Raw genomic sequence first — 11,723 nt, forward strand, 5'->3', positions numbered from 1 at the left:
CTCTTGCTGCCACAGGTCATCCTCGAAATGCCTGTCACAGAAATTATCGTGTCTCACTTAAGGGGTGCAGTCCAGCACTGTCACCGAATTCCTGCACGGTTCATCGACCGGGTCGGCAAGGGTATAAGAGGCGCGCCAAGGGACGCGCTGATCGCCGACATCGCGCCGAGCGCACCGCCGGAACTGCGTGGCACGGCGTTCGGCATGTTCAACCTTGTGCCGCTTTTACGGCTCTGACCATCGTCGGTTTGATCCCGTTGCAGGGCCAAATTTCTGGGCAAGGCAAGGCTTCATCTGCAGGCACGCCGATTGCTGCCCACGACCCGCCGAAGAACACCTAGATCGCGGCAACCGCGTCGGCGAGCAGATCCCGCACCTGCCTCGCAACACTGATGAGTTCAGTGTTCTCGATCGCCTGCATCGAGGCCACCGGATCGATGGCACTGACCTCAACGCCGCCCTCAACCTCCCGCAGGATGACGTTGCAGGGAAGCATCGCGCCCACCCGCGGTTCAATGCCGATTGCCTGATGCGCCATCTTTGGGTTGCAGGCGCCTAGAATTCGGTATCCCGTCATCTCGACATCGAGCTTCTTTTTCATCGTCGCCTTGACGTCGATTTCGGTCAGGACGCCGAAGCCATGGTCCGCGAGCGCTTTTCGCGTACGAGCGTCGACTTCGTCGATGCCCGCCTCAGAGATCATCCGATTGATCGTGTAGCTCATGGCTCATCCACTTCCATGTTGGCCGGGCGCTGCTTTCGCGAGCCCGATGCGACGTCGCTTTGACGGCCTATCTTGCTCTCTTCCGGTCAACGCGGATACCGCCGAAATCGGCATTTTCTACATAAGACCTGCTCTTGCGGGCCACTTGCACATCGGCTGCCAAAGCGATGACCTGACACAGTAACATCGAAGGTCGTCATTCTCGACTGATGAATCTGGCTCCTCGTTCGCCTTCTCGGTTCCAACACCACTGTTCTCTCTATCGAAGCACAAGCTCGAGGCGAAAAATCAAAAAATGATCCTCGGAGCTGAAAAATGATCCTCAAGAGACTACGTGCTCTACCGCGACCTACATCGCCGCGCTGCTGACCCAGGCTCCGGCCGAAAGCATCGGCCGTCCGCTCGGCTGCGACCGCTTTCTCGCCCACATCGAGAAGATGACGGGCGCGCGCTCAAGCCCGGCAAACGCGAAGCCGGCCGCGCGCTGAACGGGCAGAACGCAGGTCCGAACGGAGGTCAATTGAGTGCACTGTCACCGAATTAAGACGCTCTTGGCTTGCAAGCTGCGCACTTCTCGCTTACTCGTTTCAACGATCGTTGTGGTTGCGTTTTCGTACGCCGACATCCCGTGCCGTTCGAACGGTCTTTTCCTCGATCAATGATTTGAATGGAGATACATATGCGAAAGCTGTTTTTGTCGATCGGATTTTTGTGCGCTGCAATCCTGACCTTTGCCTCGCCCGAGGCGCACGCGCAGGCGACGCGGACCTGGGTGTCCGGCGTCGGCGACGACGTCAACCCGTGCAGCCGCACGGCCCCCTGCAAGACCTTCGCCGGTGCGATCTCGAAGACCGCCGCCGGCGGTGAGATCGACGTGCTCGATCCCGGCGGCTACGGCGCCGTCACGATCACCAAATCGATCACGATCGACGGCGGGGGGACCATGGCCTCGATCCTGGCGTCGGCGACCAATGGCATCAACGTGAATGCCGGCGCCAACGACGTCATCATTCTGCGCAATCTGAGCATCAACGGCGCCGGCACAACCCTCGGCCTCAATGGCGTCAATTTCCTGGCCGGCCGAAAGCTCGTCGTCGAGAACTGTACCTTCGAGAACTTCTCGCAAAGCGCAATCTCGGTCGCGCCGACCGGTGCGGCACAGGTGGTGATCGCGGACTCCTCGCTCAAGGCGTCCGCGTTTGGCGTCACGGTCTCAACCGCGAATTCGAGCAGTGCGATCAGCGTGCTCGTATCGAACACGAAGACCATCGAAAATGCCAATGCCGGAGTATCCGCCACGGTCCCGGCCGGAAGCCGGGGATGGGTGTGTTTCTCGACCGGCTGACCTCCGAGTTCAACAACACCGGCGTTCTGGCAAGCGGCAGCGGCGCCATCGTGACGTTGGGAAATTCCGTCATCCAGGGCAATGCCAACGGCGTCGTCCAGACCGGCGGCGGCTCCGTCTCGTCCTTCAAGAACAACGAGATCAGCAACAACGGCGTTGACGGCACGCCGCTCACGGGGATCAGCCTGAATTAGCGACGGCGACGCGGGAGGTCGGACGTTCGGCGACCCGCGCCTGGCGGACAACGTGTAATCGCACGAGCGAGGTCCCGTTGCCGGCGAGACCTCGCTCGATTGCGTCGATGCTGGCGCTCAGACGCCGGCGGCGGCCGCGTGCTGGGCCGCCATCTCGGCATCCGCGGCGGTGACGCGCTGGAACGCCGGACGCTGGGTGATGCGCTCGGCATAGCGCACGAACACGTCCTTGCGCGGCACCACGCCGAACATCATGGTCCAGTTGAAGGCGACGCCCCACAGCACGTCGGCGGCGGTCATGCGCTCGCCGAGGAGATACGGCCCCTTGGCGAGCTGCTGCTCCAGCGCGCCCAGCATCGTATCGTAGTCGGCATAGGGCGACTGCGTGATCGGGGCCGGTTCGCGCTTCATGAAATGGTCGATCACCGCGGGCTCGAACGACGCACCGTAATAGGCGATCCAGCGCAGATAGGGCCCGCGCATGGCATCGTCGAGCGCCGGCGTCAGCCCCGCTTGCGGAAACAGATCGGCGAGATAGATGAAGATCGCGACCTGCTCGGTCACGATCTGACCGCGATGGCCGATCGTCGGCACCTTGCCGAGCGGATTGACGGCCAGGAACTCCGGCTTGCGCTGCTCGCCCGCCTTCATGTTGAGGACATGCAGATCGTACGGCGCGCCCAGCTCCTCGAGCAAGACGCGGGTGCCGGCGGCGCGGGTCTGCGGCGAGTAATACAGCGTGATCGGGTCGTCGGCGGTCATGATGGTGTCCTCCCATTGCCGGCTGCGGTGAGGGCTTATCGCACACCATACCTGACAAGGTGTGTCAGGTATGTTTAAAGAATGTCATGCGCGCGAGCCGGCTGCTCTCCATCCTCACCACCTTGCAGGCCAGGGGACAGGTCACGGCGCCCGAACTCGCAGGCGCCTGCGAGGTCTCGGTGCGCACGATCTATCGCGACATCGACGCGCTCGCCGCGGCGGGCATCCCGGTCTATGCCGAGCGCGGCGCCGAAGGCGGATTCCGCCTGCTCGACGGCTATCGCGTGCGGCTGAACGGGCTGTCGCCGACGGAAACCGACGCACTGTTCATGGCGGGCCTGCCGGGCCCCGCCGCCGCGCTCGGGCTCGATGGCGCGATGAGCGCGGCGCAGACCAAGCTGGTGGCGGCACTGCCGCAAAGCCTGCGCGCCAATGCCGGCCGCATGCAGGCGCGCTTCCACCTCGACGCGCCCGGCTGGTTCGGCGAGTCCGAGGAGCCGACACATCTGCGCGCCATTGCCGACGCCCTGCTCCGCGACGTCATGGTCGACGTCCGCTATCAGACCTGGCGCGCCGAGAAGCGCCGCCGCGTCGCGCCGCTCGGCCTCGTGCTGAAGGGCGGCAATTGGTATCTCGCCGGGCAGGTCGAGCGCAGCGTGCGCACCTATCGCGTCGCCCGCATTCTCGACTGTGCCGTGACCGACGAGTGCTTCGCGCGACCTGCAGACTTTGACCTCGCCGCCTATTGGCGCGCCGCGACGGAGCGGCTGGAGGCGGAGCTGCATCCAAAGCAGGCGACGGTGCGCCTGTCAGCGCTCGGTGTGAAACTGCTGGAGGTGTGGAGCCAGCCCTACGTGCGCGCCCGCACGCGCCTCGCCGACGACACCGATGCCGATGGCTGGCGCATCGTGACCATCCCGATCGGAACGACGCTATGGCATGCCGCCGGCGAGCTGCTGCGCTTCGGGCCTGAGGCCGAGGTGCTCGACCCGCCCGAGCTGCGTGCGAAAATGGCCGAGCTGGCGCGGGCGATGGCGGAACGCTACGGCGCATGAGCTGCGACGGCGTGAGTTGTGGACGTATTTTCCATCCGCGTCATGGGGCGAGAGGGGTGCGCGCTCACGTCCAGCCAGGATGAGCTGGACCGGTATGATCGGAGCTAAAGCACCACTGGTGTGTCGGGCAGCTCGTTGGGATCGCCGGCGTGCGGCGGGTAGTGCCTGGCGAGCTCGCGTGACACCGCGGCAATGCCATCGACCACGCCCCGCTCAAAGCGGCCTGCGCGAAACTCCGCTTCCATCGCGCGGCAGATCGCCTCCCAACCCGCCGCGCCGACACGGTCGTGGATGCCGCGGTCGGCGATGATCTCGACGTCGCGATCGGCGAGCAGGAGATAGATCAGGACGCCGTTGTTGTGCGCGGTGTCCCAGATCCGCAGGTGCGAGAACAGGTCCAGCGCGCGCTCGCGCGGCGGCTGGTCGCGCCATAGCGGCCGGCCGTCGAGCGCGCCCTCGACGACGAAGCGAAGCTGGCCGGCATGGGTGCGCTCGCCATCCTTGATCGCCTGCTCGATGCGCGCGAGCACGTCCGGCGTGAAGATACGCTTCATCTGCCAGGGATGATGCAGGAGATGCCGCCCGATCCGCTTGATACCCATGGTCGCGCGTCCCGTCCTTACCAGCTGCCCGAGGCGCCGCCGCCGCCGAAGCTGCCGCCACCGCCGGAAAAGCTTCCGCTGTCGCTCGAGCTGCCGCTGCTCCAACCGCCCGAGGACGATCCGCTCGACCAGCCGCCGCGGCGGCCGCTGCCCGGCGTATTCATCCCGGCGAAACTGTCGGCAATGAAAGCGATGACGAAGCCGGCAATGGCCGACAGCGCCGCGAGACCCGCCGATCCCACCAGCAGCCAGGCGATCACGCCCATGGCGCCGCCGGTCGCGAGCGATCCGATCAGTCGTCCGAGCAGGGTCCGCAGGATGCCGCCGATCACGAGCGCACCAAACAGCGCCACCGGCGCGAAGGAGGAGATCGAGTCGATGTCGAGATCCGTGCCGTGCGAGGCCTGCGGCTGCGGCACCGGCAGGGTCTCCCCATTGATCACGCCGATGATGCGATCGACGCCGGCGTCGATGCCGCCGGCGAAATCACCGCTGCGAAATTTCGGCGTGATGACCTCGTCGATGATGCGCCGCGCGGTGACGTCGGTGAGGCTGCCTTCGAGGCCGTAGCCGACCTCGATGCGCAGCTTGCGGTCGTTCTTGGCGACCACGAGCAGCGCGCCGTCGTCGACCTTCTTGCGCCCGATCTTCCAGGCCTCGGCGACGCGGAGCGAAAACTGCTCGATGGTCTCGGGCTGCGTCGTCGGCACGATCAGCACCGCGACCTGGCTGCCCTTGCGGGTCTCCAGGTCCTTCAGCTTCTGCGTGAGGCCGGCAACGTCGGACGAGGACAGCGTGCCGGTCTGGTCGACGACGCGGCCGGTGAGCTGCGGCACCGCGACGTCGGCCAGCACCATCGTGGCGAAGCAGACGAGCAGCGTCGCAAGCAGCGCCTTGAGGACCGGCAGCGCGCGCACGATTCCTTGCTCCGGCTATTTCGACGGCGCAGGCGATGGCGCGTTGAAATCGACCTTCGGCGCCACCGAGATCTCGCGTTCGTTCTCGACCGTGAAGTTGGCCTTCTCCTTGTAGCCGAACATCATTGCGGTCAGGTTGTTCGGGAAGGTGCGGATGCCGACGTTGTATTCCTGGACCGCCTTGATGAAGCGGTTGCGCGCCACCGTGATGCGGTTCTCCGTGCCTTCGAGCTGTGACATCAGGTCGCGGAACAGCGCGTCCGATTTCAGCTGCGGATAATTCTCAGTGACAACCAGGAGCCGCGACAGCGCGCCGGTCAGTTCGCTCTGCGCGGCCTGGAACTTCTGCAGCGCAGCGGGATCGTTGACGACGTCGGGCGTGGCCTGGACGCTGCCGACCTTGGCGCGGGCGTTGGTGACGCCGAGCAGCACGTCCTTCTCCTGCTGGGCAAAGCCCTTCACGCTGTTGACCAGGTTGGGCACGAGGTCGGCGCGGCGTTGATACTGGTTGACGACCTCGGACCAAGCCGCCTTGACCTGCTCGTCATTGGTCTGGATGGCATTGTAGCCGCAATTGGTCAGGCTCAGCGTCATCAGCGCCGCCAGCACGGTCAGCAATTTCCGCATCGCGCGTCCCCCTTCTCCCGGTTGTGCCGCCTCGTCAGAGCACAGCTTGGGCAGCGGCGCAATGACGGCCGGCGGCCGCCGGACATAAGTCTCGGCGACCGGAGCGTGGGTTCGGGAGAGTTCCCGGGCGACCTCGCGGATGCCAGTCATTGGCCGCGCAGGCCGTGACGGGTCTCGATCAACTGCCCTTGCGGTCGCGTAGCTGGGTCACGAACATGTCCTGCCAGCTCGCCGGCTTGACCTTGATCGAGCCGACGCCGTGCATGAACTCGGCGATCTTCAGCACGCCCTCCGGCGTCGACGAGAACCAGGTGTCCTTGTCCTGCAGCATCTCCAGCACGTCCTCCTTGGTGGTCTTCACCTTGGCGGTGCGGGCATAGATCTCGGCCGCGGCAGCCTTGTCGTTGGCGATCAGCGTGCAGGCCTCGTCGAGCGCGTCGAGGAACGCCTGCACGACCTTGGGATTGGCGTCGACGAAGCGCTTGGGCGCGAACACCACGTCCATCGTCATCCGTCCGAGCACGTCGGCGGAATTGGCAACGCGGCGAATCTTCGAATCCTTCAGCTCGATGTAGGAGAACGGCGGCGAGGTGAAATGCGCCGTGATCTCGGTCTTGCCCGAGGTGAGCGCCGCCAGCGCCTCCGGATGCGGCAGGCCGACAGTCATCGGATCGAGCTTGGCGTAGTTCTCCTTGCCGAACTCCTGCGCCGCCATCATCTGCAGCATGACCGCCGACAGCGAGGTCTTGATGCCCGGCAGGGCGATCTTGTCGCTCGGCTTGAAATCCTTCAGCGACTTGATCTCAGGATTGTTGGTGTTCATCCACAGCGAGGTCGAGCTGAGGCCGCTGACGCCGACCACCTCCACCGCCGGAATGCCCTTGGCCTTGGCCCACAGCGTGATGAAGCCGGGCGCGCCGGTGCCGGCGATGTCGAGCGAGCCGGCCATCATCGCGTCGTTGATGATGTTGCCGCCGTCGAGCATCTGCCAGTTCACCTTGAACGGACCGAGCCCGGCCTTCTCCGCCTGCTTCTCCATCAGCTTCTGATCCTCCATCACGATCAGCGGCAGATAGAGGATGCCGTAGCCCTTGGAGAGCCTGATCTCCTTGACCTCGGCCTGCGAGGCGCCGGTGGCACCGAGCAGCGCGGTGAGGCCGAGCGCGGCGGCCGTGAATGATTTGCTCCAGGACATGGTCGTCTCCTTCCTTGTTGTTGTGCTTATAACTCGAAATTCAGTGCTGCATGCCCCAGCGCCGCACCGTCTTGCGCTCGATGGTCGCGAACACGACGTTCTCGACGACGAGGCCGATGAAGATCACGGTGAACAGGCCGGCGAAGACGTTGGCCGTCTCCAACTGGTTACGGTTCTCGAAGATGAACCAGCCGAGGCCGCCGGAACCCGAGGACACGCCGAACACCAGCTCGGCCGCGATCAGGGTGCGCCAAGCGAAGGCCCAGCCCACCTTCAGGCCGGTGAGGATGGCCGGAAATGCAGCCGGGATCAGGATGAAGCGCACCAGCTTCAACCCGCGCAGGCCGTAGTTCAGGCCGACCATGCGCAAGGTGTTCGACACTGAGCGGAAGCCGGAATGGGTGTTGAGCGCGATCGCCCACAACACCGAATGCACCAGCACGAAGATGATGCTGCCCTTGCCGAGGCCGAACCAGATCAGCGCCAGCGGCAGCAATGCGATCGCCGGCAGCGGGTTGAACATCGAGGTCAGCGCCTCCAGCATGTCGGCGCCGATCCGCGAGCCGATCGCGATCGTGGTCAGCACGGCCGCCAGCGCGATGCCGATGCCGTAGCCGATCAGCAGCGTCTCCAGCGACACCAGGGTGCGCGCAGGGATGATGCCGTTGCCGATGTTCTCGAAGAAGGCCGAGAGCGTGTCGGTGAAGGTCGGAAACAACAGGGGATTGCCGAGCCACAATCCATAGGCCTGCCACAGCCCGGCCAGCGCCACCAGGATGATGGCCTTGCGGACCGCACCGACGTGGTAGATGCGTTCCAGCCAGGACAGGCTGGCCTCGACCTTGACGTCGCCGAGGGGCGTGTCTGCATTGACGATTTCGGGGCGCAGCGCCAACGTTTCGCTCATGATGCTCTCCTCGTGTCTCAGTGATGGCCGAACAGCATGTCGTTGATGCGCCCTTCGAGGGCGACCTGCTCGGGCGAGCCCATCGTGCCCGGCGGCACGCTGTTGAGCTCGGCGCGGACGCGGCCGGGATGCGGCGACAGCAGCAGAATGCGCGAGCCGATCTTGATCGCCTCCTCGATCGAATGCGTCACGAACAGCACGGTGAAGCGGGTGTCCTGCCACAATTGCAGGAGCTCATCCTGCATCTTGCGCCGGGTCAGCGCGTCCAGCGCGGCGAACGGCTCGTCCATCAAGAGCACGTCGGGCTCCATCGCCATGCCCCTGGCGATCGCGACGCGCTGCTTCATGCCGCCGGAGAGCATGTGCGGATAGGAGTCGATGAACTTGGTGAGGCCGACCTTGTCGATATAGGACCTGGCGCGCTCGTTGGCCTCGGCCGCGCCGAGCCGGCCGCTGGCTGTCAGCGCGAACACGACGTTCTCGCGCACGGTCTTCCACGGCAGGAGCTGGTCGAATTCCTGGAATACCATCATGCGGTCCGGGCCGGGCTCGCTGACGTCGTGTCCCTTGAGGCGGATGCGGCCCTCGGTTGGCTTCAGATAGCCGCCGATCGCCTTCAGAAGGGTGGATTTGCCGCAGCCGGAGGGCCCCAGCAGCACGAAGCGGTCGGAATCGAAGACATTGAAATCGACGCGGTAGGTCGCCGTGACCAAGGTGTCCGGCGTCTTGTACTGGAGCGTCACGCCCTCGACGGAGAGCAGCGGCTCGAACTGAGATGGCGATTGATGGACGGTCATGCGTCCTCCCCTCCGTTATATTGCAGTGCGAAATTTCGCCTGGTGCACTTCGGCGCCCTTATCCGAGGTGATAGAGGAGGAGACTGACGCGAACCTGACTCCGAGGCGGACAACGAGACCGTGCGCATCCTGCTGGTGGAAGACACGCCCGAGATCGGCGCCGCCGTGACCAGCCGGTTCGAGCGGATCGGCTACGCCGTCGACTGGGAAAAGGACGGCCGCACCGCGAGCGAGCTGATCGAGGTGCAGACCTATGACCTGATCGTGCTCGACGTGATGCTGCCGAACATGGACGGCTTTGCCGTGCTCAAGCACCTGCGCAAGCGCGGCCTGCGCACGCCGGTGCTGGTGCTGACCGCGCGCTCGGCAGTCGACGACCGCATCGGCGCGCTCGACCTCGGCGCCGACGACTACCTGATCAAGCCGTTCGACTATCGCGAGCTGGAGGCGCGGGCGCGGGCGCTGCTGCGCCGGGCCGCCGGCCAGTCCGACAATCTGCTGACCCTGGGGCCGCTGGTGATCGACCGCGCTGGGCGCACCGCCAGCGTCGCCGGCCAGCCGCTGGACCTGACGCGGCGCGAGCTGACCGTGCTGGAAATTCTCGCCGCACGCCCTGGGCGTTACGTCGCCAAAGAGGAGCTGGTCGAGCAGCTGTTCAGCTTCGACCAGGATCCGAGCCCCAACGCCGTCGAGCAGTTCGTCGCCCGGCTGCGGCGCAAGCTGGCGGCGACAACAGTCGAAATCAAGACCGAGCGCGGCCTTGGCTATCAGCTCCACGCTTCGTGACCTCAGGACCTCGCTGCGCGCGCGGCTGCTGATCGCGATCGGCGCGATCCTGGCCGTCGGCGCCGTCGTGCTGAGCCTCGCCGCCTGGCAATATGCCGCCACCGCCGCGCGCGACGCCTATGACAAGCTGCTCGCCGGCGGCGCCGTGCAGATCGCCGAGAACATCTACATGCAGGGTGGCGTCGTGACGCTGGATCCGCCGGCGGCAGCGTTTGCGACCTTGTCGGCCTATGACCTCGTGTTCTATCGCGTCACCGATCCGCGCGGCGTCGTCGTCGCCGGCTATGACGATCTCGCCGTCACCGCGCCCGCCAGGGCGCTGCGCGAGGGCGTCGTGCTGCGCGACGGCATCTATCGCGACCAGGCCGTGCGCATCGCCGCGGTAGCGCGCAAGCTCGACGGCGCGCCCGGAGACGGCTGGAGCCAGATCGTGCTGGCGCAGACCCTGCGCGCCCGCGACGCGCTGACCTGGGATCTTGCCTCGAAGGCGATCGGCCTCATCGCCGCGATGAGCGTGCTGGCGCTGGTGGCGACTGCGCTATGCCTGCGGCTGGTGTTCGCACCGCTGACGCGGATCGAGGCCGAGATCGTCAAGCGCCGGCCGGACGATCTGAGCCCGATCGCGATCACGCCGCCGCGCGAGGTGCGCGCGCTGGTCGGCGCGATCGACGGCTTCATGCAACGCCTTGCCGAGCGCATCACGCTGATGCAGCGCTTCATCGCCGACGCCACCCACCAGCTGCGCACGCCGCTCGCCGCGATCGATGCCGAGGTCGAGCTGATCAGCGATCAGACCAGGGACCCGAAGGCGCTCGACCGGCTACGCGGTCGCATCGCGGATCTCGCCCGCCTCACCAGCCAATTGCTCGATCACGCCATGATCCAGCACCGCGCCCAGGCGCCGCGCTTTGCTGCGACCGACATCAACGCGCTGGCCAAGTCGGTGCTATCGCAGAGCGTGCCGCTGTCGCTCGACCGCGAGGTCTCCGTCAGCTTCGTGCCAGCAGAAGACGATGCCGTCATCGCCGTCGATGCCATCAGCCTGCGCGAGGCACTCGCCAATCTCATTCACAACGCGCTGGCGCATGGTGCAAAGATGCGGCTGATGGTGACGGTGGAAAGCAAGGCGAGCCATGTCGCGATCATCGTCTGGGATGACGGCCCCGGCATCGCCGCCGAGGCGCAGCACCGATTGCTATCTCCCTTCCAGAAAGGAGACGGCTCCCACGGCTCTGGCCTGGGCCTCGCCATCGCGGCCGAGGTCGCGCAGGCCCATGGCGGCCGGCTGCGGTTCAGCGGAGTGGCAGGCGACTTCAGTGTGCGACTGGAGCTGCCGGTGGATCGGTCGACGGCAGTCGATACACGTCCAGATTCACATCTCAAACAGCAGCGGACATGACGTCGTCGTCCCGCGGCGGATCACGCCCGAGGCTTGCGATCGACATGCCCTTTCGAAGATCGAGAGGGCGCAGGGAAGGCCGGGAGCTCGCCGCCCCCATGGCCCCCGTGCGAACAAAATGCACGGGGCAGGAACCACAGGTTCGGCCGAGACATCCCGGCCTTCCCTGCGCGACGGTTTTAACGCTTATATCGTGCTCTTCTCGGTGCACCGGGCTTTTTGGCCACCGTCGTCGCTCGGATCATCACCCAAGCAACTTAGCATCAGCGTCGGGATGCCAGAACCACACGACTTCACGTCCGCCCTCGCCGCGTTCGTCTCACGCCGCAAAAACGTCCATCGCATCCCCGCCTCGCGTGTCGTGACGATCGCGCGCAACGCCCCTTGTGTACGCCAGATCTGCCAGAATGCGC

15 protein-coding genes are annotated in these 11,723 nt (G+C 65.5%); 6 read left to right on the forward strand and 9 right to left on the reverse strand.

The window, feature by feature from the left end; translation table 11 throughout:
- Nucleotides 1-237 (forward strand): hypothetical protein (locus tag QW881_RS32300; RefSeq protein ID WP_315759642.1); only part of this gene is annotated, 237 nt, incomplete at its 5' end.
- A 100-nt stretch (nucleotides 238-337) separates the two neighbouring features.
- Here QW881_RS32300 and QW881_RS32305 read toward each other — a convergent pair.
- On the reverse strand, nucleotides 338-724 hold the full coding sequence (locus tag QW881_RS32305; protein ID WP_315759641.1) for a DUF302 domain-containing protein: 387 nt from the start codon (nucleotides 722-724) through the stop codon (nucleotides 338-340).
- Nucleotides 725-1,403: 679 nt separating this feature from the next.
- Between QW881_RS32305 and QW881_RS32310 the strand changes: the two genes are divergently transcribed.
- Both QW881_RS32310 and QW881_RS32315 read left to right on the forward strand, forming a co-directional pair.
- Nucleotides 1,404-2,069 carry a hypothetical protein gene (locus tag QW881_RS32310; RefSeq protein WP_315759640.1) on the forward strand — a complete coding sequence of 222 codons (666 nt, stop codon included), beginning with the start codon at nucleotides 1,404-1,406 and terminating at the stop codon, nucleotides 2,067-2,069.
- Entirely contained in the window at nucleotides 2,045-2,263 is a 219-nt protein-coding gene (locus tag QW881_RS32315) for a hypothetical protein (RefSeq protein WP_315759639.1), read from the forward strand. Before QW881_RS32310 ends, QW881_RS32315 begins: the two co-directional genes overlap by 25 nt.
- A gap of 117 nt (nucleotides 2,264-2,380) precedes the next feature.
- On the opposite strand, the gene QW881_RS32320 is transcribed toward QW881_RS32315, so the two are convergent.
- Entirely contained in the window at nucleotides 2,381-3,025 is a 645-nt protein-coding gene (locus tag QW881_RS32320) for a glutathione S-transferase family protein (protein ID WP_315759638.1), read from the reverse strand.
- Between the two features lie 86 nt (nucleotides 3,026-3,111).
- Here QW881_RS32320 and QW881_RS32325 point away from each other — a divergent pair, with 86 nt between their 5' ends.
- Nucleotides 3,112-4,080, forward strand: a complete 969-nt coding sequence (locus tag QW881_RS32325) for a YafY family protein (protein ID WP_315759637.1) — start codon at nucleotides 3,112-3,114, stop codon at nucleotides 4,078-4,080.
- A 104-nt stretch (nucleotides 4,081-4,184) separates the two neighbouring features.
- Here the strand turns inward: QW881_RS32325 and QW881_RS32330 are convergent, their stop codons facing one another.
- From QW881_RS32330 to QW881_RS32355, 6 genes are all read right to left on the reverse strand, one after another.
- Nucleotides 4,185-4,682, reverse strand: coding sequence for a TPM domain-containing protein (locus QW881_RS32330; RefSeq protein WP_315759636.1), 498 nt, complete (start codon nucleotides 4,680-4,682; stop codon nucleotides 4,185-4,187).
- 17 nt (nucleotides 4,683-4,699) lie between these two features.
- Nucleotides 4,700-5,599 carry a YgcG family protein gene (locus tag QW881_RS32335; RefSeq protein ID WP_315759635.1) on the reverse strand — a complete coding sequence of 300 codons (900 nt, stop codon included), beginning with the start codon at nucleotides 5,597-5,599 and terminating at the stop codon, nucleotides 4,700-4,702.
- 15 nt (nucleotides 5,600-5,614) lie between these two features.
- Entirely contained in the window at nucleotides 5,615-6,226 is a 612-nt protein-coding gene (locus QW881_RS32340) for a LemA family protein (RefSeq protein WP_315759634.1), read from the reverse strand.
- Between the two features lie 178 nt (nucleotides 6,227-6,404).
- Nucleotides 6,405-7,421, reverse strand: a complete 1,017-nt coding sequence (locus QW881_RS32345; RefSeq protein WP_315713965.1) for an ABC transporter substrate-binding protein — start codon at nucleotides 7,419-7,421, stop codon at nucleotides 6,405-6,407.
- Nucleotides 7,422-7,461: 40 nt separating this feature from the next.
- Complete coding sequence (locus QW881_RS32350) at nucleotides 7,462-8,328, reverse strand: ABC transporter permease (protein ID WP_315759633.1); 867 nt, start codon at nucleotides 8,326-8,328, stop codon at nucleotides 7,462-7,464.
- Between the two features lie 17 nt (nucleotides 8,329-8,345).
- A complete protein-coding gene (locus tag QW881_RS32355; protein WP_315759632.1) occupies nucleotides 8,346-9,125 on the reverse strand; it encodes an ABC transporter ATP-binding protein in 780 nt (259 codons plus the stop codon).
- A 120-nt stretch (nucleotides 9,126-9,245) separates the two neighbouring features.
- Here QW881_RS32355 and QW881_RS32360 point away from each other — a divergent pair, with 120 nt between their 5' ends.
- Complete coding sequence (locus QW881_RS32360) at nucleotides 9,246-9,911, forward strand: response regulator transcription factor (protein WP_315734309.1); 666 nt, start codon at nucleotides 9,246-9,248, stop codon at nucleotides 9,909-9,911.
- On the forward strand, nucleotides 9,886-11,310 hold the full coding sequence (locus tag QW881_RS32365; protein ID WP_315759631.1) for a sensor histidine kinase: 1,425 nt from the start codon (nucleotides 9,886-9,888) through the stop codon (nucleotides 11,308-11,310). The genes QW881_RS32360 and QW881_RS32365 overlap by 26 nt, the downstream gene beginning before the upstream one ends.
- 186 nt (nucleotides 11,311-11,496) lie before the next feature.
- Here QW881_RS32365 and QW881_RS32370 read toward each other — a convergent pair.
- Nucleotides 11,497-11,723: hypothetical protein (locus QW881_RS32370; RefSeq protein WP_315759630.1), on the reverse strand; the 227-nt coding region annotated here is incomplete at its 5' end.

The sequence above is a fragment of the Bradyrhizobium sp. SZCCHNS3016 genome, assembly GCF_032484535.1.
Taxonomy (GTDB): domain Bacteria; phylum Pseudomonadota; class Alphaproteobacteria; order Rhizobiales; family Xanthobacteraceae; genus Bradyrhizobium.